The sequence below is a fragment of the Burkholderia contaminans genome, assembly GCF_029633825.1.
In the GTDB taxonomy this organism is placed as follows: Bacteria; Pseudomonadota; Gammaproteobacteria; order Burkholderiales; family Burkholderiaceae; genus Burkholderia; species Burkholderia contaminans.
Map to the genome: position 1 here is coordinate 3408927 of NZ_CP090640.1, position 22704 is coordinate 3431630.

A 22704-nucleotide genomic window follows, 5' to 3' on the forward strand; every position below is an offset into this window, starting at 1 on the left:
GCAGTTCTCCTAAGGGTGGACAGGATGGGAAGCTGCCGCTGGCGCTGACGCCAGCAGCTCCGAGGCCCAGTGCAGGCCGCGATGGCGCAGCCATGCGTCCGCGAAGGGCGAAGACGATGGAGCGGTGGAAGCAGCAGAAGCCAGCACCGTGTCGATGGCGTTCTGGTCCTGCGGCGTGGAAGCGCCCACAAAGGCCAGCGTGGCGGGCCCCAGGTCGAGGTCGAACAGGCGATTGCCCAGGCGCGACTGGTAGTAGTAGTCCCGCTTGGGCTCGGCGGTCGCGACGATCTCGATCTGGCGGGTGTTCAGCCCAAAGCCCTCGTAGATCGTGCGGATCTGTGGCTCCGTAGCCTGCGGGTTGGGCAGGAAAATCCGACTGGGGCAGCTTTCGATGATGGCGGGCGCGATGCTCGAATCCTTGATGTCCGCCAGGCTTTGCGTAGCGAAGATCACCGAGACGTTCTTCTTGCGCAGCGTCTTGAGCCATTGACGGATGCGCGCGGCGAACACCGGATCGTCGAGGAACAGCCAGGCTTCATCCAGGATCAGCAGTGTGGGCGCACCGTCGAAGCGCTCATCGAAACGTGCGAACAGATAGCCCAGCACGGCCAGCACCGCGGCCTTGCTATGCATCAGCTCTTCCATCTCGAAGCACTGCACATCGGCATCGCCCAGCCGGTCCTGGTCCGCATCGAGCAGCTTGCCGTGCGCACCCCCGAGCACATAGGGCGCCAAGGCCTGGCGCAGCGCATTGGACTGCAGCAGCACCGACAGACCCGTCAGCGTGCGCTGCTCCAACGGTGCGCCAGCGAGGCTGAGCAAGGCCGACCAGATGGCGGCCCGCTCTTCGGGCCCGACCGCCATGCCTTCATGCAGCAGCCGACCTTCCACCCATTCGGCAGCCCAGGTCCTGTAGCCTTCGCGGTCGATGCGCGCCAGCGGCTGGAAAGCGATCTCTCCGTCTGCCTGCGTATTTCGGCGAAGCCGAACACGGATTTCGGTTGAAGTCGAACAGGGTTTCCGGAGGAAGGTGAACAGCCGTTTCGCTTGAAGTCGAACAGTTTCGGGGTATTCCGAAATTGGTGTTCGGCGTTCCGAAACGCGTGTTCATCTTCCCGAAATCGGTGTTCAGCCCGCCGAAACGGCTGTTCACTGCGCCGAAATGTGTGTTCGGCGTGCCGAAACGAAAGGCGCGGTTTCGGTTGGCGGTACTGCGGATGGCTCAATCGGCCGGCGGTTAAGGTTGCTCCTTTTGGGAGAAACCGACTATGCCGGCTCACCGGACGACCATGCGCAAAATAAAAGATGTGCTTCGCCTGAAATGGACCTGTAATCTGTCTCACCGGCAAGTGAGCGGCGCGCTCGGCGTCGGGCTCGGTACCATTACCCAATATTTGCAGCTTGCCGCCTCGGCCGGCTCGGACTGGGCGAAGATCGAGCCGCTGTCCGAGGCAGAGCTGGAGCAGTTGCTCGTCAACGGCGCCGTTCCGACGACGGCCGCAGGCAAGCGCATGGAGCCTGACTGCGCCTGGATTCATCGGGAGTTGCGCCGCAAAGGCGTAACCTTGCAACTGCTGTGGGAGGAGTACGTCGGCGCGAACCCCGGCCAGAAGACCTTGCGCTACACGCAGTTCTGTCAGCGATACAAGGACTGGGCCCAGACGTTGAAGCGCTCGATGCCCCAGCAACATTACGCCGGCGAGAGTTGTTCGCCGACTACGCCGGGCAAACGGTGCCGATTCTCGATCGCACCGGCGGCATTGCGTTCAAGGCGCACATCTTCGTCGCCGTGCTCGGCGCATCGAATTACACGTATGCGTGCGCTACGCGATCGGAAGCGACACCCGACTGGATCGGTGGCCTCATTGACGCGATGGAGTTCTGCGGCGGCGTGCCCGCTCTGCTTGTGCCCGACAACCCGAGGGCACTGATCTCGAACGCCGACCGCTACGAACCCACGCTCGGCCTGACCACGCAGGACTTCGTGAACCATTACGGTACCGCGATGCTGCCCGCGCGCCCGCGCAAGCCGAAGGATAAGGCGAAAGTTGAGGTCGGCGTACAGATCGTCGAACGATGGATTCTCGCCCGCCTCCGGAATTACCGGTTCTACAGTCTGGCCGAACTGAACAAGGCGATCGCCGGGTTGATCAATGACCTGAATACGCGGCCGTTCAAGAAGCTCGATGGCACTCGACGCGAGTGGTTCGAGCGGCTCGACAAACCGGCGCTGCGCCCGTTGCCGACGCGTCGCTACGAAATCGCCACCTTCCAGAAGTGCCGCGTCAACATTGACGCGCACATTGAGGTAGACGGTCACTACTACAGCGCACCGCACAGTCTTGTGCGTCAGGAAGTCCACGCGCGCGTGACGCGTTACGGTGTAGAAGTCCTGCACGGCGGCAAGCGCGTTGCCGCCCACGCTCGCAGTCGGCTCAAGGGAAGTACACCACCGTGGCCGAGCATATGCCTGCGGCTTACCGCGCCCACATGGAATGGACCCCGAGCCGGCTGCTGCACTGGGGTACATCGATCGGCGTCAGCGCTGAGGCGATCGTCAGGCATTTGCTGACGAACCGTCCGCACCCGGAAATGGGATACCGGGCCTGCCTGGGTCTGCTGTCGCTGTCGCGCAAGTACGGCAAGGAGCGGCTGGAAGCGGCGTGTCAGCGCGCACTCGTGATTGGCGCGCCGACCCAGCGGTCCGTGCGCACCATCCTGCAAACCGGCGCCGACAAGCATCCACTGCCACAAAGCGGGGCCACCGAATGGCAGTCGCCCCTGCACGAGAACGTGCGAGGGCCCAAGTATTACCACTGACCCAAGGAGGTCGCGATGTTGATGCAGCAAACCCTCTCCCAGCTCAAGGCCCTCAAGCTGGACGGCATGGCTCGCGCGTTCGAGGAACAGGCGGCGCTGACGGCCAGCACGAGCCTGTCGTTCGAGGAACGCTTCGGCATGGTCGTGGATCGTGAGATCGCCTGGCGCGATACCCGGCGGCTCGAGCGATTGCTCAAGTCTGCGAAGCTCAAGAATCCCCAGGCCTGCGTTGAGGACATCGAGTACCGGCAGAGCCGTGGGCTCGACAAGGGTATCGTCGCTACGCTCGCCGGCTGTGACTGGATCCGCAATGCACAGAACCTCATCCTGACAGGGCCGACTGGCGCCGGAAAAACATGGGTCGCCTGCGCCTTCGGCCAGCAGGCCTGCCGACAGGGATTCTCCGTGCTGTACGTGCGCGTCGCCCGGCTGTTCGAGGAATTGAAGATCGCCCATGGCGACGGCAGCTTCACACGTCGGCTCGCGCAGCTCGCCAAGATGGACGTCCTGTTGCTCGACGACTGGGGACTGCAGGACGTCGACCAGGGCGCGCGCAACGACTTGCTCGAAGTGCTCGACGATCGCGTCGGCACGCGATCCACGATCATCACATCGCAATTGCCCCTTGAACACTGGCACGCCTGGCTGCAAGACCCGACTCTCGCCGACGCAATCCTCGACCGCCTCGTCCATCAGGCTCACAAGCTTGCATTGAAGGGCGACTCGATGCGCAAGAAGAACGCACCTGATCAAAAAGTAGCCTGATCTCGAACACCTGCAGTACAATCTAAGCACAACGCAGCACCTCCCTCCTGGCCTGTTCGACTTCACCGAAACGGGCGTTCAACTTCCCCGAAATACGCAGTCTGCCCCCAGATCGTAGAACTCGCCGCCGAGGCCCAACACCGTGGCCCGCATCGAACGCCCCATGTCGAAGGCAAAGACACGCGAGCCGGGATAGCGCCGGAACTGCAAAGCCAGCGTGGCGAGCAGGACCGACTTGCCCATGCCCGTGGGGCCGGCCACCAGCGTGTGCCCCACGTCCCCGATGTGTGTCACAAGCCGGAACGGCGTGGCGCCCTCGGTGCGCGTGACGATCAGCGGTGGCCCGCCGAGATGCGCGTTCTTCTCCGGACCGGCCCATACCGCCGACACCGGCATCAGGTGCGCCAGGTTCAGCGTCGAGACAATGGGCTGGCGCACATTGGCATAGGCATTGCCCGGCACCGACGACAGCCACGCCTCCACCGAGTTGAGCGTTTCAGGAATGGTGACGAATCCCCGCCCCTGGACCACACGCTCGACCATCCGCAGCTTCTCATCGGCCACGGCCGGATCGGCGTCGAGTACCGTCAGCGTCGTGGTGACGTAGCCGAAAGCGACCTGGTCTCCGCCCAGTTCCTGCAGGGCCGCATCGGCGTCCGCCGACTTGTTGCTCGCATCGGTATCGACCAGCGGAGATTCCTGCTGGAAGATGGTCTCGCGCAGCAGCGCCACGATGTTCTTGCGTTTGGCGAACCATTGGCGGCGCAGGCGGCGCAGCTCCTTCTCAGCCTCGGCCTTGTCCATGCACAGGAAGCGCGTGCTCCAGCGGTAGGCAAAGCCCAACCGGTTGAGGTCGTCCAGAATCCCCGGCCAAGTCGCGGTGGGAAAGCCCCGAATCGTCGCCACGCGGATGTGCTGGTCGCCCAGCATGGGCGCCAGGCCGCCCACCAGGGCGCAATCGGCCAACAGCGCATCGAGGTGGAATGGAACCTCGGGCACCGACAACGCATAGCGCCGCGTGGACACGGTCGCGTGCAGATACGTCAACGTTCGGCTGTCATCGAGCCAGGCCATCTCGGGCATCGCGCCGTCGAGCAGGTCGAAGATGCGGTCGGTTTCCGCGATGAAGGCGGCCAGGCGTTCGCGCCAGTCCACGCCCTGCGTCGGCGTGTTCTCATAGAGCATGTTGGCTGCTCGCGCATGGGACTCTTCCGGCGGAAGGTAGACGAAGGTCAGGTGATAGCCGCTCTCGAAGTGCTGCCCCGATCCCTCAAAGGCAGCCCGGCGCTCCTCATCCACCAGCCAGGACAGCGGCTCCGGAAAGTCGGAATGCGGATAGTGCGCGGCCGGCCGCCGCTCGGCCTCGATGAATAGGGCCCAGCCCGAACCCAGCCGGCGCAGCGCGTTGTTCAGGCGCGCCGACGTGGCGATCAACTCGCCCTGCGTGGCGCTGTCCAGATCCGGCCCCCGAAACCGTGCAGAGCGCTGGAACGAACCGTCCTTGTTCAAGACAACGCCCGGAGCCACCAAGCCGGCCCAGGGCAGCCAGTCGGCCAGCAGCGCGGGCCGCCGGCGGTATTCGGCAAGGTTCAGCATGGCATCCCCTCACACGTCCAGCAGCGGCTTGTACTTGATGTGCCGCGCAAAGACCTGCATGAACTGCGGATCGACGCGAGCACCCCAGACCGCCAGCGCATGGCCGGCGATCCACAGCACGGCACCCGGAATCCACAGCTGCAGGCCCAGCCCCACGGCAGCGGCCAGCGTGCCCGTGGCGATGGCCACGGTGCGTGGCGCGCCGCCGAGCAGGATAGGCTCGGCCAGCGAGCGGTGCAGCGGCACCTCGAAGCCTGCCGCGATGCTCTCGCGCGGGCTCATACGACCGCCCCGCCCGAGAAGCTGAAGAACGACAGGAAGAACGAGGACGCCGCGAAAGCGATGGACAGGCCGAAGACGATCTGGATCAGCTTGCGAAACCCGCCCGACATGTCGCCAAACGCGAGCGCCAGGCCGGTCGAGATGATGATGATCACCGCGATGATCTTGGCCACAGGCCCCTGGATGGATTCCAGGATGGCTTGCAGCGGCCCTTCCCAGGGCATGCTGGAGCCCGCAGCCTGCGCGGTGCCGGCTAGAAGCAGCAACAGCGCGGCCAGCATCAGCCCCTGCATGGCAGGGCGCGCCAAACCATGCCCCGAAAATTTGGAAAGCGGATTTGCGGAAAAACGGCAAGTAGTAGCGTGTGTCATGGAAGTTCTCCAGGTTGGGTTGAGGAAGGGACGGAAACGGAGGAAAGTGGTGGCGGCAGGGCATCGTCGAGCTGGTAGCTGGAGGCATCGAAGCCGATCACGCGGGCGATGCTGTCGATGCGGCGCTTGCGCCCTCGCCCGGCGATGTGGATCACGACATTGACGGCCTCGGCGATCAGCGCGCGGGGTGGATGGACCGCCACTTCGAGAATCAATTGCTCCAGACGCAGCAGCGCACCCAGCGCGGAGCCCGCATGGATGGTGGCGATGCCACCAGGGTGGCCCGTGCCCCAGACCTTGATGAGATCCAGCGCCTCACCGCCGCGCACCTCGCCCACGACGACACGGTCCGGGCGCAGGCGCATGGAGGAACGCACCAGCTCCTGCATGGACACCACGCCCTGGCGCGTGCGCAACGGCACATGGTCACGGGCCGCACATTGCAGCTCTACGGTGTCTTCGAGCACAAGCACGCGGTCGCCCGTGGCAGCGATCTCTGCGAGCAGCGCATTGGCGAGCGTCGTCTTGCCGGTGCTGGTGCCGCCGGCGATAAGGATGTTCTGCCGCTCACGCACGACCTCCACCAGAAACTCCGCCTGGTCGGCGGTCATCATTCCGTCGGTGACATAGCGAGCCAGTGGAATCACGCCCACGGCACGCTTGCGCAGTGCAAAGGCCGGTGCAGGTGCAGCGGGTGGCAGGATGCCCTCGAAGCGCTCGCCGGTTTCTGGCAGCTCTGCCGTCAGCAGCGGCTGGCCGCGATGCACCTCCGCGCCGACGTGGGCCGCCACCAACCGGATGATGCGTTCACCATCCGCTTCGGACAGCTCCACGCCCAGCGGCGCGCGGCCCGATGACAGCCGGTCAATCCAGAGGGTACGGTCGGGGTTAAGCATGATTTCCACCACGTCCGGGTCATCCAGCGCTGCGGCGATGACCGGCCCCATGGCCGTGCGCAGCATGCGAATGCGGCGGTCCAGCGACGTGGCCATGGGCGATGGGGGAACGCCACTCATCGGGATCGCTCCTGTGCTTCGGCGACTGCCGCCGCGTCATCCATTCGCGCACCATCGGGCTGCAGTTCCTCCACCACGTCGCGCACCAGGCTGCGCCCACGCAGCAGGTGGCGGCCGAGTTGTTCGACAAACTGCTCGAAACGCGCCTTGCCCTGGGCGCGGGCCGCGTCCTGATGCGCTTCGGGCACCGGCGTGCTGACGGTCAGGAAGTAGCGGATGAACAGCGCCAGCGTCTCGATCTCAATGTTCTGATCGCGGTCCAACCGCTCGAACTGGCGCGCCAGCCGGTCGAGCCGCTTGGCAATCGCCGCCTCGCGCTGGTCGGCCGCATCGGGCGATAGCCAGGACGCTAATGCGGCAGCGACGATGGACGACTTGGAGACGCCCTTCTTAGCGGCCAGTTCATCAAGACGCCTGGCGTGCTCGGGCTGGATGAAGAGATTGAGGCGGTGCTGGCTCATAGATCGATTCCGTCGTCAGGGTCGAGGGATGCCAGCCGAGCCGTGCGCTGCAGGGCCGGATCGAACTGGCGGGGAAGTGGAAGCGGCACTTCGTCGTCATCGAGCAGCGCGAGGTCTGCAGCGGGTGCAGCCAGCTCGGGGTCATACTCAACGGCTTCAGACAGTTCGGGCTGGCGGCGCGGGCCACCGTCGTCGGCGCTACCGATGCCATCGACGGCTTCGATGGCCGGTGCCACCGGAACGGCCGGAATCACCAGGCCGCTCCAGTCATCAGCGCGTGCCGGAGGCGCGTCGGAATAGCGGCCATTCGCTAGCACAGGCGGCGGCAGAACGCGCCGCTTGAAATTGCTGTCCGTGTAGTAGCGCAGCTTCCTGCCCTTGATCGGCGCCATGCTGGACACCATCACCACGGCTTCATCGGGCGGGAGCTGCATCACCTCACCGGGCGTCAGCAGCGGGCGCGCCGTTTCCTGGCGTGACACCATCAGGTGGCCCAGCCACGGAGCCAGCCGATGGCCGGCGTAGTTGCGCTGTGCACGCAGTTCGGTCGCGGTGCCAAGGGTTTCAGAAATGCGCTTGGCGGTGCGCTCGTCATTGGTGGCAAAGGTCACTCGCACATGGCAGTTGTCTAGGATCGAATGGTTCTGGCCGTAGGCCTTGTCGATCTGGTTGAGCGACTGCGCAATCAGGAAGCTGCGGATGCCGTAGCCCGCCATGAAGGCCAAGGCCGTTTCGAAGAAGTCGAGCCGGCCCAGCGCCGGAAACTCGTCGAGCATCAACAACAGCTTGTGTCGGCGCGCGATCCCATCCGAACCATCCAGCGATTCAGTCAGGCGCCGCCCGATCTGGTTGAGGATCAAGCGGATCAGCGGTTTGGTGCGGCTGATGTCCGACGGCGGTACCACCAGGTACAGCGATACCGGGTGCTCTGCTGCGATCAGGTCGGCGATGCGCCAGTCGCAGCGCGATGTGACTTCGGCCACGGTGGGATCGCGGTACAGGCCGAGGAATGACATGGCGGTGGAGAGAACACCGGAGCGCTCGTTGTCGCTCTTGTTGAGCACTTCGCGCGCCGCCGAGGCGACGACGGGATGCGCGGCATCGCCCAGATGCTTCGTCGTCATCATCCGGTGCAGCGTCAGCTCGAAGGGGCACGCGGGGTCGCTGAGGAAATTGGCGACGCCGCGCAGCGTCTTGTCCTCGCCCGCATACAGCACGTGCAGGATGGCGCCGACCAGCAGAGCATGGGAAGTCTTCTCCCAATGGTTGCGCCGCTCAAGCGCGCCTTCGGGATCAACCAGGATGTCCGCGATGTTCTGCACGTCGCGGACTTCATGCGCGCCCCGTCGGACTTCCAGCAGCGGGTTATAGGCTGCGGACTTGGCATCGGTGGGGTTGAAAAGCAGGCAGTGAGAGAAGCGCGAACGCCAGCCGGCGGTGATGGACCAGTTCTCGCCCTTGATGTCGTGGATGACGGCCGACGCCGGCCAGGAGAGCAAGGTGGGAACCACCAGCCCCACGCCCTTGCCCGAACGCGTCGGTGCGAACGTCAGGATGTGCTCCGGCCCTTCGTGGCGCAGGTACTGGCGTTGATGCAGACCGAGGAAAACGCCGGCAGCTTTGTCGAGGCCAGCCTTGCGGACGTCCTCAGCGTTTGCCCAGCGGGCCGAGCCGTAAGTCGTGACCAGCTTCGACTGTCGCGAGCGCCAGATCGACATGCCGATGGCAACCATCACGGCCACTAGGCCACTGCCGCCCGCGATCGCACCGCCGATGTCGAAGACGCGCGGCGCATAGGCGTCGAAGAAAAACCACCACTCGAACAGCCGCCAGGGGTAATAGACCGGCGTGTTCAGAAAATCGAACCAGGGCGAGCCCAGGCGCAGTTGGTAGCCCAAGGCGGCAGCGGTCCATTGTGTGGCGCCCCACACGCCAGCGATCACGATGCCGAACACGACAGCGATCTGGCCGAACAGCACGTTCGTCCCTTGCATTGACTGACCTCCCATCACGGCACGGCGATGTGCCGCAGGCATCAGGATCAGTGCCGTGGAAGGTGCCGGTCAAAGACCTTTGTGGCGGGGATTGAGGCCGAATGAGCCAGATTTCTTGCTGTGGCGAAGACAATAAAAAAGCCGCAAGCGCGAGCGCGTTGCAGCGTAAGGTGGTAACAGCAAGATTCGTCGCGGCGCAGCGACGGCGAAGAGGACTACGGGGATTTCTGCTCCGGCCGATCACCGAAGAAACGCAGGTTGACGGCCTCGGCGGCGCGGCGGCAGAGTTCTTCGCCGGCCTTCGCGCGGTCTTCCTTGCACAGGCGCTGGACCTCCTTGAGGCGCGCGGGATTCGCTATCAGTTCGTCCACGGTGTCGGTGAGTTTGGACTGGCCGCAGGCCGTCAAAGTCATGGCGATGAGGGGCACAGCGATCCTGTTCATGAAGACCACCCTTTCCAGGCGGAAATTTACGAGCCATCAACGACGTTATCGCCGTCACCGGAATCGAGAACTGCGACCCGTTCGATAAACCGGGCCAGCATGGGAGAAGGCTCCAAGTCACGGTGCAACAGGTAGGTGGTCAGCATCTGCGGCTTGCCCGCCAAGCGCCGGGCCACGACGCCTGGCCCACGGCCGGATGCAATGTGCGTAGCACCTACCAACCCGAGTGCTAGCCCGGCGGAGACGAGGGTCATCATCACCTCATAGGAGGCTACGCGCTGCGCGATAAGTGGACTTTGCTCGTATCGGTGCAGAACGCGATCAACTTGCCGCGCATGGCCTTCGCATATCGCCGGATCGCACAGCGCCAACGGATAGCGCAGCACTTCCTCCAGCGGAACTTGCTTGTGGGCCAGCACGGGATGGCGCGCGGGAACCGCCACCACCAGCTCGTCTTCCCACGCACGCCTGACCACTATGCCGTCACCCACCTCTTCGGCCATTGAGAAGCCGACGTCATACAGGTCGTCATGCAAGCCCTTGAGTTGCTGGACTAGTGACACCTCGAACAGCCGAATCTCTATCTCAGGATCTTCCTCGCGGCAGCGAGCCAGCAGAGCTGGCAAGCGCGACGGCGTGATGCCGTCGGACAGTGCGATACGCAACTGCCCATGAAAACCGTTGGCTGCTGATCTGACGCTATCGCGGGCTTGGTCCAGCGCGGAAAAGATGCGCGAAACATGCTCTAGGAACACCCGTCCTGCGCGAGTTAATTGCGTGCTGCGGGTGGTACGCACAAACAGACAAGCACCGAGTTCTTCCTCTAACTCCTTGATGGTGCGCGATAGCGGTGACTGGTCGATATGCAGCCGCTCGGCGGCGCGAGCGAAGTGGAGTTCTTCGGCCACTGCCAAGAAACAGCGTAGATGTCGAAGATCCACTTGTCACATTTCCTTTTTACCCGCTGAAGAAAGCAACCTACAATTCAATATTAATATATTTAATTTCCAAATATTCTTCTATTCCATATTTTGATCCTTCGCGCCCCAATCCAGAGGATTTAATGCCCCCGAATGGCGCTACCTCGTTAGAAATTGCCCCGGAGTTTATTCCAACCATTCCATATTCCAGCGCTTCAGCAACACGGAAAGCTCGGCTTAAATTCTTTGTATAGAAATATGCCGCCAACCCATATTCTGTATCATTTGCAAATCCAACAGCTTCGCTTTCATCATGAAACCGGAAGATGGGAGCTAGCGGTCCAAATGTTTCTTCTTTAGCAACCAAGGCATCTTGGGTAACATCTGTCAGTATAGTGGGCTCAAAAAAATATCCTCCAAGAGAATGAGGCTTACCGCCAGTCAAAATTTTCGCTCCCTTACTCAATGCATCAGAGATATGGGATTTCACTTTCTCGACTGCAGCGTCATTAATTAATGGGCCAATGGTTATACCACTCTCCAAACCATTGCCAACTTTAAGCCCATCAACAGCACTCTTTAATCTGAGAACAAAATCATCGTAAACACTATCATGAACATAAATTCGATTAGTGCATACGCAAGTTTGACCATTGTTGCGGTATTTCGCGATCAGTGCACCTTCGGCCGCCTTGTCCAAATCAGCATCCTCAAAGACGATGAAGGGCGCGTTGCCACCCAGTTCCAAGGACATCTTCTTTACATCGTTGGCACATTGAGCCATTAGCAAGCGGCCAATTTGGGTAGAACCCGTAAATGTCAACTTCCGCACAGTCGGGTTGCTGGTAAATTCGCCTCCGATCTCTTCCGCCGAGCCGGTCACGACATTGAATACGCCGGCAGGGATGTCTGCTTGCTGCGCCAGTGCTGCCAACGCTAGGGCGGAAAAAGGCGTTTGCGGCGCCGGCTTGAGCACCATGGTGCAGCCTGCGGCCAACGCCGGCGCCGCCTTGCGGGTGATCATGGCCGAAGGAAAATTCCAGGGCGTGATGGCTGCGGTGACGCCGATCGGCTGCTTGATCACCAGCAAGCGCTTGTCGGCCTGGGGGCTGGGGATCACGTCTCCATACACCCGTTTTCCCTCCTCGGCAAACCATTCGACGAAGGATGCCGCGTACAGGATCTCATTGCGAGCCTCGGCAACCGGCTTGCCTTGCTCAATGGTCATCAGACACGCCAGTTCCTCCCGGTGCTCCAGCATGAGTTCGAACCACGCCCGCAGCCTGGCCGAACGCTCCTTGGCCGGCAGGGAACGCCAGGCAGGCAGGGCCTGGTTGGCGGCAGCTATGGCTCGCCTGGCCTCCTGACGTCCCATCATCGGCACCGTGCCGATCAGTTGCCCAGTGGCCGGATTGAAAATGGATTGCGTGTCGCCACCGAGGGCGGACAGCCATTCGCCGTTTATGTAGGCATGCTGCTTGAACAGATGGGAATCAATCACTTAAGTTCTTTCATGGAGGGATGAGTTGGATCGCTGGCCTTTTGCGGCCTGCGTTTCTGCGAGGAAGAAGCCCCCGCTATTTCTCCGGCCCGAAGTGCAAGCCACAGAATGGCGACGTCTTCCGTATGGTCAAGCGAGCGACCCGTGAGGGATTCGATCTTGCGTATGCGGTAGATCAGCGTGGTCTTGTGGATGTGCAATTGCTTTGCTGCCACCAGCCACGATCGGTTCTGTTCGAGGAACACGCGCAGGGAATGGAGCAGCGGTGTTCCCTGTCTCTCGTCATGATCAGCCAACGGTCCCAGGATACGCCGGAAGGTTTGTGCGGCTTCTTCCAAGTTGTCTGGCAGCCACGGCACCTTGTCGACGATCTCCGCATAAGAGATGACGGGATGCTCCCTGGTATGGACCAAGGCCAAGCGTGCCTCTCGCAAGGCTTCCGACAGCCTCTCATAGTTGCCAATTTCATTGCTGAACCCCACCCCTGTGCCCAGAATGGTCTGCACCAAGGGAATATCCCTGGTATGCGCCATAAAGATCAATTCATCGCCCTGGGGGCGCAGCACCACGGGCAGATTAAGCCGCCAGAACTGGAGGCTCCATTCCGAGAGTTTCTGCGAACTGGGATGCGCCACAGCAATGCAGGCCGATTCGATCTTGAGTTTGAACTGTTCGAGTTGCCTTCCCATCTCATAGGGTGAGAGCCGGAGGCTCAGCAGATCATCGAGCAGTTCTGACCCTATCCGCAGAGAGCGCTCTGTTTCCATGCGGAGGCGCTCAATGGATATGCCCAGCACCGCAACCAGGTGGTGCAGCAGGCTGTATTCGAGTAAATGGCTCTCTCCATGGCGTATGAGCAGGACGCCACCCTTGCGGGACGGTATGGAAACGGCAAAGACATCGCCATCGTCAAGCATGTAGCGCCGGACCACGGGCTGTGTTTCCGAGAAATCCATGGGCTGGCGCTTGATGGCGTCGCGTAGATTCTGGGGAATGTCGATGTTCCTGGGAAACCAGAACTGCGTTTTCTCCTGCGGATCGAGCAACATCAGATCGGCGTGTATGTCCTCTTCCAAGCGCTGCAGCAGTTGCTCCAGGCTTAGGCCTTCGATGGCCATGCGGGCACTCACGAACAGCCTATTGATGGCGTTGCGGCGGTCGAACTCCTCTTTGCGCCCCGCGTCTATGACGGCCCTGGTGACACTGGCAAACGGCACGCCGTACTGAGTCATCAATACCGGGAAGTTCAACTGGTCGGCCGTACTTTGCAACGTGGAGAGATCCCCCGGCGCTTGCATGTTCTCTCCGATCATCACGCCGGCCAGCCCTGCTTGGGAAAGCCTCTCGATATATGAGGCCTGCGCTTGCGGTGCAGCGGGAATACCCATTCCCGTGGTCATCAGCAGATCGCCTTCACCCAGCCATTCGGTGGGGTCGGGCAACTCACAGACATGCGCCCAGCGCACTGTTCTGTCTCCGCCCTGGCTTCCTGCAAAGAAGCGGGTGCGCAATTCTGGCATCTGGGTGATGTCGGCAATTCTTAGTGGCATGGAGGCACCCTTGTGACCGGAGGCTTGGAATCGACGTGTCTATGGATTCTCAGCCATCCCCCCAGGAGGCTGAAACCGGCGGCAGGCAGACTCAGGCAATGATGAGGTAGGCCTTGCGCACGGTCTGGCGGACATGCCATTCCCCTTGGCTATCGGCGGCAAAGTAAATGGTGTCGCCCGCGCGAAACTCCACTGGCGCGCCGCCATCAGGCGTGAAGCTGCCTTCTCCACTGATGAAGTAGCTGTATTCGGCCTGAGGCACCTGGCGGCGGAAACGCCCTGGCGAGCATTCCCAGACGCCGGCGCTCGTACCCTGCGGCGTGACGGATCGGTGGCCTGCGGTGCGTGTCTGGGCAACGGGTTCGCCGCAAGGGGCACCCACAGGGGCCGTTGGCCCGAAAGCGGCATCATTTTCTACGCGGATCACGATGGGGTTCATCTTCAATATCCTCAGGATTTGTCTTCAAGGCCAGACGGGGCCAGGCTGGCCAATAGGCGATCGATGGTTCCGGGGCGCTCACCACGCATTTCCGCCTGCTCCTTGCGAATCACGGCGTTACGAACCATGCTGCCGCCGACATACCGGAAAGGTTCCGGTGGGAATGGCTTGCATAGGCGTCCCACCAGTCCGCACTGGGTCCATTCATCCTTGCGGCCCAGTGCCATGCTGGCCAGAATGCGGCCGCCCAAGCGGCTGGGGCTCACGCCATTGCCACTCCAGCCAATGCCATAGAGAATGTTGGCGTGCCCTTTCAGGTTTCCAAAAACCGGCAGGCTGTCGTAAGTCCGGTCGATGGGGCCTGCCCAGCCGTGGCTGATCCTATCGTTTCTCAAGGACGGGTAGGTATGAAAAAGATCGGCGCACGTCATGGCAATGCTTTGTGCGTCGTCACTGAATATGCTCTTGATTTCCGACCGGTAGGAAATGGCTCCCGTGCCTTTTCCGAACGCGATCCGCCCATCGCGGGTGGTGCGGTAGTAATCCACCATCAATTGCGAATCGGTGATGGATTCACCACCTGCCCAGCCGATTTTTTCAAATTCCTCGCCCAGGGGGTATGTCACGGCAATGGAACTGTTAACTGGGGTGATCAGCCGTGCCAGTTCCGGAATGGCGGCCGACCATGCATTGGTGGCCAGCACGACCTTTTCTGCCTGGAGCTGCCCTCCCTCGGTGTGCAGTACTGCGGGCATGCCGGGCTGAATGCGGGTCACGCCCGAGCGCTCGTGAATCCGCACCCCGGATGCCAGAGCCACCCGGCGCAAGCCCTGCACGAGCGCGGCCGGCTGCACGGTGGCGTTGGACGCCTCGAAGACCCCGGCCAGGTGGATGGGGGAGCCCGTCCTGCGCCGTACCTCCTTGGGCGAGAGGCGATCGAAAGGCTGCACGCCCAGGCGGGCGCAGGCCTGCAAGGTACCGTTCCAGGAATCCACGTGGGCTGGCGTCGTCGCGGTCCACAGCCAGCCCTTCTGTACGAAATGCGCATCAATGGCGTGCTCACGGCAGAACTCACCCAGTTCATGGATTGCCTGTTCGGCACTGCGGCCCAGGAAGAGCGCCTGCTCTGTGCTGCAAAGGGACTGGAGCGTTCCGATCTTCGGCCACCAGGACATGGCGAATCCGCCATTGCGGCCCGAGGCGCCTCCTCCGCAGACGTCCTGCTCCAGGATGACCACGTCGCAGTCCGGCTCGTGCTGCTTGAGGGTCAGCGCAGTCCAAAGACCGACGAAGCCGCCGCCGATGATGGCGATATCTGCCTTTTCCATGCCACGCAGCGCCGGAGTTGGTGCGCTGGCATCTATCGATTCCTGCCAATAACTCCGTTTCAACGGAGGCGTGGGATTCAACTTCATCATAGCTCCTATGGCCTTGGGGTGAATGGGGCACCCGTGGAATGAAAAACACCGGCCCAGGGCCGGTGTGCTCAGCGGCCTTCTGGGTGTGTTCAAGTGGCGCGCACGCCAGCCATCAGCCTCTGAGGGCCTGGGTAGCAGCCGCGCTGACCTGCAAGGTCTGCGGATCGATGACGACGCCGTAGTGCTTCTCTGCCGCCTCGATACTGATGTACTCGTCGAGGACGTCATCGAGCACTTCCTCGACGGTACGCCGCTTGGGGTTGCCCCAGCCGCCGCCGCCAGTGCTTTCGAACATGAACACCTCGCCGGCACGGAACTTGTGCCCTGACAGCAGCGGGTTACTCCAGGCACCCTCGGCATCGATGCCGCCGATCACCTGGACGGAGCCGTCAGCACGGATGTGGCTGGAGCGCTGCACGGCGCTGGGCAAACCGCCAGCTGCGCCGGGGCTGCCTTCGAGCGTGCGCGCAGTTTCCATGCCCAGTTCACCGCCGCCCAGGAAGCGAACCTTGAAGACCGCACCGAGGCCGCCACGGTGTTGACCCGGACCGGCCGAGTCCTGACGCATCTCGAAGGCCTCGTAGGCAATGGGGAAGAACAGCTCCGCCGTTTCCGCAGGCATGTTCATGCAGTTACCCAGCGGGTCCATGGTGACGCTCATGCCGTCTGCGTAGGGCGTGCCGCCCCAGCCGCCGGCGGGCAGGTCCGAGAACACGTCGGTCTTGCCGTCCGGCGAGGTACAACTGGCGACAAACCAGTTGCACTCCGCGCAGGTCGAGCCCGTGATCTTCTCGGGGATGGCCTTGGCGAGCGCCTGCCAGATGGCACTGGTGATCTTGGACGAGGTCAGCGTCGTGCAGCCGATGGTCGGGGCGGGCCATTGGGCGTTGAGCCAGCAGCCCTCGGGCAGCACCACTTCGATGGGGTTGAACATGCCCTGGTTCTGCGGTGCGTCCGGCGCCAGGAAGAACTGCAGCGAGTACAGCGCCGCCGAGATCGTGTTGGCGCGCGGGGAATTGATCGCGCCCTGGCAGATCGGGTCGGTGCCGGTGAAGTCTACCTTGATCGAGGTGTCCCGGATTTCCAGCTTGACCTTGATCTTGACCCGCTCATGGCTCACGCCGTCGGTATCGGCATAGTCTTCCGCCTCGTAGACGCCGTTGGGGATCTTGCCGATGCTCTCCCGGATCATCTTCTCGGTATAGGCCTGAATCTTCTTCATGGCCTTTTTCACCGTATCGACGCCGTAGCGGTCGCAGGCGCGCTGTAGTTCCTGCTCCGCTCCGCGCAGTGCGCCTAGGTGGGCCTGCAAGTCGCCTTTGATGAAGTGGGGCGTGCGGCTGTTGTTCAGCATGATGGCCAGCAGATCCTCGTTGATCCTGCCGTCCGTGAAGATCTTCAGCGGGGGCAGGCGCAGACCTTCTGCGGCGATGTGGGTGCTGAACGCCTGACCGCCAGCGCCGCCGCCGCCCAGGTCCATCCAGTGCCCGCGACTCACGCCGTAGCCGATCAGCTCCTTCTTGTAATAGATGGGCTTGATGAACGAAATGTCGTTGATGTGGGTGCCGCCACGGTAGGGATCGTTGACGACCAGCACGTCGCCTTCATGGACGTTGTCTTTGCCGATGCCCTTGACGGCTTCTTCGGCGCTGAATTTCATGGCGGCCAAGTGCACCGGGCAGTTGGCCGCCTGGCTCAGCAGTTGCAGGTCGGCGTCGTAGATGGCGTTAGAAAAGTCCAGCATGTCCGCCAGGATGGGCGAGAAGGAGGACCGCTGCAGCACGGAGGCCATGCGGTCACTGGCGAACTCAAAGATGCTGCGCATGACTTCGAACGTGATGGGATCGATGTCGTCGGCAACCACGTTGTCGATGGCTTGATGGGTCATTTCGTGTCTCCTTTTTCAGTATTCGATGTCGATGACCAGGGCGCCCATCGCGTTCACGTGTGCGCGCGTCTTGGGGGGCAGGACGGTGCAGGCATGCTCGTATTCGACGATGGCCGGGCCTTCGATGCGGTGCTGGGTGCCCAGCGCCTCGCCGCTGTAGACTTGGCACAGGGTCCAGGCGCCCTCGAAATACACGTCGCGCTCGCCCTTGAGGATGTCGCCGCCCGCGACGTGGGAGATTTCCACGGGTGGCGGATCCTCCATATGACCAATGGCCGCGACGCCGAAGGAAACGAATGCCGGTGCGAAGTCTTCCGAACTGACACCGAACTCCTTCAGGTGGCAGGCGTGGAACTCCTGTTCGATGCCGGGCAGGCTGTCTGCCGTTAGTACGCCATTGGGGATGGGGGTGTCCACCTCGTAGGACTGCCCCACGTAACGCATCTGCGCGGTACGGATCAATTCGATTTCGTTTTCGTTGTCGAAGCCTTGGGCTTTCAGCGCGGCCTTGGCCTTGGTCTCAAGCTCGGACAGGATGCCGTTGATTCTGTCCAGATCGGCGCTCTTCACCGGGGTGTAATAGAAGTGCTCCAGATCTTGGCGCAGATCCATCACCGTCGCACCGAATGCGGAGGCCACGCCCGCATGTGGTGGCACGATGACCTTGGGGATGTTCATCGACCTGGCGACGATGCAGGCATGCAGGGCGCCAGCACCGCCGAAGCTTGCGAAAACGAAGTCTCGGGGATCGCGACCGCGGGAAACGAGGATCTTCTTCACGGCCTGGGCCATGTATTCGCATCCGATACGGATCATGCCTTCGGCTGTCGCCAACGTGGAAAGGCCGATTCTCTGGGCCAGATCCGCCATTGCTTTTTCCGCGGCCGCAATGTCCAGCGTCATCTTGCCGCTGAGCGTCGGGTCTAGGCGTCCGAGCAGGAGGTTGGCATCGGTGATGGTCGGCTGGGTGCCGCCGCGGCCATAGCACACGGGCCCGGGTTCGGCACCCGCGCTGTGAGGGCCCACGCGAAGCGAACCGCCCTGATCCACCCAGCCGATCGAACCGCCGCCGGCACCCACGCTATGGATGTCGAGCATCGGCACAACGATGGGCACCTCCCATTCCAACTCATGGTCACGGGTGATCAGGCCCCGGCCGTTCTCGACGATGGACACGTCGAAGCTGGTACCGCCCACGTCGGTGTGCAGGATGCGCTCGAACCCGCTTTGCTGGGTCAGGTAGCCCGCGTAGGCTACGCCGCCCGCGGGGCCAGACTCCAGCATGTCTTCCGGATGCAGGCGCGCCACGTCGGCCGACATCACGCCGCCGCTGCTCTTAAGGATCAACAACTGTCCGGCGAACCGGTGCAGCGTGAGCCGCGCTTCGAGGTCGTCCATGTACTTGACCATCACGGGCATGCAGGCCGCGCGCACTGCCGTCGTCATAAAGCGGCCATGCTCGCGAAATACCGGGCGCGTTTCTGCAGAGAGAACCACGTGAATATCGGGACAATGCTCCAGAAGAATGTCACGCATCTGCTCTTCATGCTTCCCGCTGACATAGGAATTGATGAATCCGATACCCACCGACTGAATGCCGGCGGCCTTAATCCGCTTCGCGACCTCATGAGCTGCGGCATTATCCAGGTTCCGCTCGGTTTCGCCCTGCACATTGGTGCGTTCGGGAACCGTGTAGCGAAAACGGCGCTTGATAATCGGCTTGGGCTTGGTCTGATAAGGGTCGTAAAGGTGTTTTCTGTGCTGCCTTCCGATTTCTATGGTGTCGCGAAAACCCTCTGTCGTGATGAATGCCGCATCGGGGTAATTGCGCTCGATCAATGCATTGGTCGCGGTGGTCGTGCCATGCATAAGATATGAAATATCCGCAATATCGATTCCAGCTTTTTCAATCGCCTGAAGAACCGCGATTGAGCGATCCTGTTTGGTTGTCAACACCTTCGCCGTGACTTGTTTACCGGTCGTTTCTTCCCAAGCAAACAAATCGGTGAAAGTACCTCCAACATCCACGCCAACTCGCCACATATATGTCTCCTTTCAATTTAAGTTATATGTGTGAAGTATTGATTTTGTGTTCAAAAATTGCGCTCGTCCATGAAGCTAAGCTAGAAATTTAGTTCTTTCGTTTCTACTATCGTGCTATGAAAATTTTCTGCAGCCGTTATGTCTTGGAAAACTAACGCATTTAGACTTGCGGCCAGGCTGCCGTCCCATCTCCCATGACACCCACACCCGCGCGCCGTCGCGACGATCTGCGGCCCCAGCCGCTAGCTCGATCACCGATCGCTTTCTACCGTTATGGACTTGGCGTTCGTCTTTCAGACCGCTCGCGCGAGGCAGTGGCGCTCATGCACGCGCGCCGAGTGCCGGACCAATCGGCCCGATGGGCGGCCGGCTTGGCGATCACCTGTCCGCAAGCAATCCCCCAGCGACTAGCCATGGAACGCTGTTTGCACCATGCCGACTTTCGCCTGATCGCCTTCATCCTCACCATAGGCATCGTGCGGGACACCTCTCGTGTGTTCTAGATTCAAAGAGCGCCTTGATGACGAAGATAATGTCGACCCGCAGCGCCCCAGCGGGCGTCACTGGGGCGGCCCGGGCATTCCGGTTCGTGGCGTTTTCGGTTACGACGCCAGTGCCAGAGCGCAGCCGCTTCCTGCTATGCACCTACGTCTATTCCTCCTACGCCATTCAGCAGGTTCTCAGCCTTATAGACCATAGCGAAGCGGCTCGGACACGAAGACCGTGCGAGCAGCCCCACACAGGTCTCGCATCGTGCCGCAGTAGCCCGACCGTCTACGCACGAGCATCAACGGTCCTGGTTCGCGACATGGCTCAACTACACCTAGTCTGGCTCACCATGCGCGTCAGCGCGTGCCGAGGATGGAGAAGCTCACCGGCCAGAGTGTGCGCCGCACGAAGCATGTGCCCGAGTTATGGCTTGCCCGTATGGCGTAGGGTCGGCGGCAGAGCCCCGCCCGAACATACCCGCGGCTCGGCGGAGCACCCGGCCCTCTCGACTCAGAGCTTGGCAGGCCCGTCTGATCCACCTCGGCCGAGGGGAGTCATGATCGCGATGTTGAACCAGCCCAGGAACATCCCCAGAACCCCGGCGAAGACCGCAGGGAGCATAGTGATCAGGGGCACGAGCGGCTGAGCGTGATCCGGCATTGAAAGGCGCCCGTATTCTTCGTACCCACCCACGAAGTAGGTCGCCATGCCCATGGTTATTCCGTTGAAGTACGGCAGTCCTCCTTGCCCCTGAGTGAACGGCAAGAACCGCATCACCCAGATCAACGGGATGAACGCGAGGAACAGTCCCGCGATCCACGCCACGTCGCCGGCGGCAATCAAGCTCGCCCCGTCTAGCCAGCCGTCGAGAAGGAGGGACAGGATGAGAGCAGCGGTGCCGGCAATCACCCCTGCAATGTACGCGGGGGCGATCGTCTTAAGCGCTTGTGGACTGGACCCCAGCACGAAGTACTCGGTCCACACGATGAATGCCGGAAACAACGGGATGGTCCATGGGCCGAGCCAGAGTCCGAACGGCAGCGCAACCACAACTGTGATCGCGACAGCCACGGGCAACGACAATGTGAGCCGCCCCTCTGGTCGCGTTCGCCCCCGTTCTTCTTTCGGGCTCGCGTCACGCTTCATGCCATCTGCTGCTCATCGACATGCACATTTTCGGACGTGCTGAGCATGCGTGGCGGAGCCACGCGCGACGTGAGCCAGAACCCGACGCCAGCAAGCACGAAGGTGATGATCGGCGCAAGCCGGGCGAGCACGGGAAACGCGGATTGCTCCGTGAACCAGATGCCGATGATCGACGCACCCAGCCACACTGCAGCGCCGGGAGCGACAGGGGAGAGCCTTTCCCGGCGTACCTCGGGGAGAACACCCGTTTCGTGGCGGTTGGACAGGACGTACACCATTGCAATGGCGACCCACGCCGTGACGAACACACCCTGCCAGGCGAGCGCTTTGAGTATCCAGGTCAGGACATCGGTGAGCATCACCATGTAAGCGATCGCCCCGGTCACGATGACCCAAACCCAGCGTGGCAATGCAAGCCGGAAGATACGGGTGAAGAAGGCGTCGAGGTTCGTCGAACTCAGATAGTAACTCGCCGAGTTGATCCGAGTCTGCGAGACAACGATGACGATCAATCCGACGACGCCGAGCGACTCGATGAGAGCCTTGACCACCCCGGTCTCGGTGCCAGCGACGTTCCATACGGAAGCGAGGTAGATACCGATGAGGCCGTTGAAGCCAAAAGTGAAGATGTAAAAGAACCAGCCGAATGTGACACTGGCGTGGAAGCGCTCGTCTTTCTGCTTGCTGAGACGGGCGTAGTCGAACGTGTACATCATCATGATCCACACGCCCATGTAGATCAGGAACGTCGTCAGCCAGCCGGGAAGGGGGGCGCTCTCGGCCGGAGCGGTCGGCCATGCGATGGCGGCGTCGGGGTGTGTCCCCGCAGTAATCACGACGGCGGCGATCAGGCCGAAGAAATAGATCGGCAGCAGGAAGCCGTTGAGCCGGTCCAGCCATTTGTGCACACCGCCCATCACAAGAGGGAGGATGTAGATAGCGACCGCGACATACCAGTGCTTGATGTCGCCGCCGAAATACGACTGAAATGCAACGGCGATAATCGAACCTTCGAAGACGATGTAATAGATCGCCGTCGCCGCGAAGATCAGCGTCGCGAGCGCCGACCCCAGAATGCCGAACAGCGATCTTGAGAAGAGTTCCACGGTCAAGCCGGTACGTGCACCGAACTTTGCCAGCACCGCGTTGATGCCGCCATAGACCACGATCGACAGCATCATGCCGATTATCGTGTCGGCCGTACCGACGAGATTGGCGCAAGCGACCGCTATGTAAAGCCAGAACATCGCCGAGAAAAGCGCCCACCAAGCCATATTGAGCGACCATCGGCCAACCCGTTGCTCGTCAGGAAGAATGTAATTCGAATAGCTCATTGCGTCTCCTTTGTTGCATGCGAAATTGCTGTTACATCGTCTCAAGCGTTGCAATGGCCGAGACCATTAAGCCTGCAATCTTCGATTGCCATAAGAGCCGCAACTGGCCGTTCTTGCTCTGTTTTCAGAACTTTTGTTGTTAATTGCTTTTCGCCTAAATTTTCCAAAGAAAATATATTATTGAAGCTCCCATTAATATCAAAAATAACTCGCCACATATATGTCTCC

Annotated in this window: 17 protein-coding genes and 3 pseudogenes; 2 read left to right on the forward strand and 18 right to left on the reverse strand. The window is 61.5% G+C overall.

The annotated features are described in order from the left end of the window. Positions 1 to 9: 9 nt before the first annotated feature. Positions 10 to 963, reverse strand: a pseudogene (locus tag LXE91_RS15925) (TraG/VirB4 family ATPase); the annotation flags it as partial. Between the two features lie 305 nt (positions 964 to 1268). On the opposite strand from LXE91_RS15925, the pseudogene istA reads away from it, so the two are divergent. Continuing rightward, positions 1269 to 2820: pseudogene (gene istA, locus LXE91_RS15930) on the forward strand (IS21 family transposase). A 15-nt stretch (positions 2821 to 2835) separates the two neighbouring features. Beyond that, on the forward strand, positions 2836 to 3585 hold the full coding sequence (istB, locus tag LXE91_RS15935) for an IS21-like element helper ATPase IstB (RefSeq protein WP_046543512.1): 750 nt from the start codon (positions 2836 to 2838) through the stop codon (positions 3583 to 3585). A gap of 99 nt (positions 3586 to 3684) precedes the next feature. On the opposite strand, the pseudogene LXE91_RS15940 reads toward istB, so the two are convergent. The 17 genes and pseudogenes from LXE91_RS15940 to LXE91_RS16020 form a co-directional block, all read right to left on the reverse strand. Further along, positions 3685 to 5181: pseudogene (locus LXE91_RS15940) on the reverse strand (VirB4 family type IV secretion/conjugal transfer ATPase); the annotation flags it as partial. Positions 5182 to 5190: 9 nt separating this feature from the next. Next, positions 5191 to 5463, reverse strand: coding sequence for a VirB3 family type IV secretion system protein (locus tag LXE91_RS15945; protein WP_046543513.1), 273 nt, complete (start codon positions 5461 to 5463; stop codon positions 5191 to 5193). Beyond that, entirely contained in the window at positions 5460 to 5834 is a 375-nt protein-coding gene (locus tag LXE91_RS15950) for a TrbC/VirB2 family type IV secretion system protein (protein WP_046543514.1), read from the reverse strand. The genes LXE91_RS15945 and LXE91_RS15950 overlap by 4 nt, the downstream gene beginning before the upstream one ends. Then, positions 5831 to 6850, reverse strand: a complete 1020-nt coding sequence (trbB, locus tag LXE91_RS15955; protein ID WP_046543515.1) for a P-type conjugative transfer ATPase TrbB — start codon at positions 6848 to 6850, stop codon at positions 5831 to 5833. The genes LXE91_RS15950 and trbB overlap by 4 nt, the downstream gene beginning before the upstream one ends. Next, positions 6847 to 7311, reverse strand: a complete 465-nt coding sequence (locus LXE91_RS15960) for a ribbon-helix-helix protein, CopG family (RefSeq protein WP_046543516.1) — start codon at positions 7309 to 7311, stop codon at positions 6847 to 6849. The genes trbB and LXE91_RS15960 overlap by 4 nt, the downstream gene beginning before the upstream one ends. After that, positions 7308 to 9305, reverse strand: coding sequence for a conjugal transfer protein TraG (locus tag LXE91_RS15965; RefSeq protein WP_046543517.1), 1998 nt, complete (start codon positions 9303 to 9305; stop codon positions 7308 to 7310). Before LXE91_RS15965 ends, LXE91_RS15960 begins: the two co-directional genes overlap by 4 nt. 215 nt (positions 9306 to 9520) lie before the next feature. Then, the gene (locus LXE91_RS15970; RefSeq protein WP_046543518.1) at positions 9521 to 9748 is read right to left on the reverse strand and encodes an EexN family lipoprotein; all 228 of its coding nucleotides are present in this window, start codon (positions 9746 to 9748) and stop codon (positions 9521 to 9523) included. 26 nt (positions 9749 to 9774) lie between these two features. Beyond that, positions 9775 to 10689 (reverse strand): LysR family transcriptional regulator, encoded by a 915-nt coding sequence (locus LXE91_RS15975; RefSeq protein ID WP_046543519.1) that lies wholly within the window; start codon positions 10687 to 10689, stop codon positions 9775 to 9777. Between the two features lie 37 nt (positions 10690 to 10726). After that, the gene (gene gabD, locus LXE91_RS15980) at positions 10727 to 12169 is read right to left on the reverse strand and encodes an NADP-dependent succinate-semialdehyde dehydrogenase (protein WP_046543520.1); all 1443 of its coding nucleotides are present in this window, start codon (positions 12167 to 12169) and stop codon (positions 10727 to 10729) included. After that, positions 12166 to 13719, reverse strand: coding sequence for a PucR family transcriptional regulator (locus LXE91_RS15985; RefSeq protein ID WP_052760012.1), 1554 nt, complete (start codon positions 13717 to 13719; stop codon positions 12166 to 12168). Before LXE91_RS15985 ends, gabD begins: the two co-directional genes overlap by 4 nt. Positions 13720 to 13810: 91 nt before the next feature. Continuing rightward, on the reverse strand, positions 13811 to 14158 hold the full coding sequence (locus LXE91_RS15990) for a cupin domain-containing protein (RefSeq protein WP_046543521.1): 348 nt from the start codon (positions 14156 to 14158) through the stop codon (positions 13811 to 13813). 11 nt (positions 14159 to 14169) lie between these two features. Next, a complete protein-coding gene (locus tag LXE91_RS15995; protein WP_046543575.1) occupies positions 14170 to 15573 on the reverse strand; it encodes an NAD(P)/FAD-dependent oxidoreductase in 1404 nt (467 codons plus the stop codon). 115 nt (positions 15574 to 15688) lie between these two features. Continuing rightward, positions 15689 to 17464, reverse strand: a complete 1776-nt coding sequence (locus tag LXE91_RS16000) for a hydantoinase B/oxoprolinase family protein (RefSeq protein ID WP_198113736.1) — start codon at positions 17462 to 17464, stop codon at positions 15689 to 15691. A gap of 15 nt (positions 17465 to 17479) precedes the next feature. Continuing rightward, entirely contained in the window at positions 17480 to 19507 is a 2028-nt protein-coding gene (locus LXE91_RS16005) for a hydantoinase/oxoprolinase family protein (protein ID WP_046543522.1), read from the reverse strand. A 999-nt stretch (positions 19508 to 20506) separates the two neighbouring features. After that, positions 20507 to 21142, reverse strand: coding sequence for a DUF1097 domain-containing protein (locus LXE91_RS16010; RefSeq protein ID WP_046543524.1), 636 nt, complete (start codon positions 21140 to 21142; stop codon positions 20507 to 20509). Beyond that, on the reverse strand, positions 21139 to 22476 hold the full coding sequence (locus LXE91_RS16015) for a purine-cytosine permease family protein (RefSeq protein WP_046543525.1): 1338 nt from the start codon (positions 22474 to 22476) through the stop codon (positions 21139 to 21141). The genes LXE91_RS16010 and LXE91_RS16015 overlap by 4 nt, the downstream gene beginning before the upstream one ends. Positions 22477 to 22517: 41 nt before the next feature. Next, entirely contained in the window at positions 22518 to 22694 is a 177-nt protein-coding gene (locus LXE91_RS16020; protein WP_158077540.1) for a hypothetical protein, read from the reverse strand. Positions 22695 to 22704 lie beyond the last annotated feature (10 nt).

What these genes read in the sequence shown, in the direction of transcription:
- LXE91_RS15965 (WP_046543517.1), bottom strand. Translation starts at nt 9,305, where the DNA reads ATGCAAGGGACGAACGTGCTGTTCGGCCAGATCGCTGTCGTGTTCGGC.
- LXE91_RS16000 (WP_198113736.1), bottom strand. Translation starts at nt 17,464, where the DNA reads ATGACCCATCAAGCCATCGACAACGTGGTTGCCGACGACATCGATCCC.
- trbB (WP_046543515.1), bottom strand. Translation starts at nt 6,850, where the DNA reads ATGAGTGGCGTTCCCCCATCGCCCATGGCCACGTCGCTGGACCGCCGC.
- LXE91_RS16010 (WP_046543524.1), bottom strand. Translation starts at nt 21,142, where the DNA reads ATGAAGCGTGACGCGAGCCCGAAAGAAGAACGGGGGCGAACGCGACCA.
- LXE91_RS15970 (WP_046543518.1), bottom strand. Translation starts at nt 9,748, where the DNA reads ATGAACAGGATCGCTGTGCCCCTCATCGCCATGACTTTGACGGCCTGC.
- LXE91_RS15985 (WP_052760012.1), bottom strand. Translation starts at nt 13,719, where the DNA reads ATGCCACTAAGAATTGCCGACATCACCCAGATGCCAGAATTGCGCACC.
- LXE91_RS15990 (WP_046543521.1), bottom strand. Translation starts at nt 14,158, where the DNA reads ATGAACCCCATCGTGATCCGCGTAGAAAATGATGCCGCTTTCGGGCCA.
- LXE91_RS16005 (WP_046543522.1), bottom strand. Translation starts at nt 19,507, where the DNA reads ATGTGGCGAGTTGGCGTGGATGTTGGAGGTACTTTCACCGATTTGTTT.
- LXE91_RS15945 (WP_046543513.1), bottom strand. Translation starts at nt 5,463, where the DNA reads ATGAGCCCGCGCGAGAGCATCGCGGCAGGCTTCGAGGTGCCGCTGCAC.
- LXE91_RS15960 (WP_046543516.1), bottom strand. Translation starts at nt 7,311, where the DNA reads ATGAGCCAGCACCGCCTCAATCTCTTCATCCAGCCCGAGCACGCCAGG.
- LXE91_RS16015 (WP_046543525.1), bottom strand. Translation starts at nt 22,476, where the DNA reads ATGAGCTATTCGAATTACATTCTTCCTGACGAGCAACGGGTTGGCCGA.
- LXE91_RS15950 (WP_046543514.1), bottom strand. Translation starts at nt 5,834, where the DNA reads ATGACACACGCTACTACTTGCCGTTTTTCCGCAAATCCGCTTTCCAAA.
- LXE91_RS16020 (WP_158077540.1), bottom strand. Translation starts at nt 22,694, where the DNA reads ATGTGGCGAGTTATTTTTGATATTAATGGGAGCTTCAATAATATATTT.
- LXE91_RS15995 (WP_046543575.1), bottom strand. Translation starts at nt 15,573, where the DNA reads ATGAAGTTGAATCCCACGCCTCCGTTGAAACGGAGTTATTGGCAGGAA.
- istB (WP_046543512.1), top strand. Translation starts at nt 2,836, where the DNA reads ATGTTGATGCAGCAAACCCTCTCCCAGCTCAAGGCCCTCAAGCTGGAC.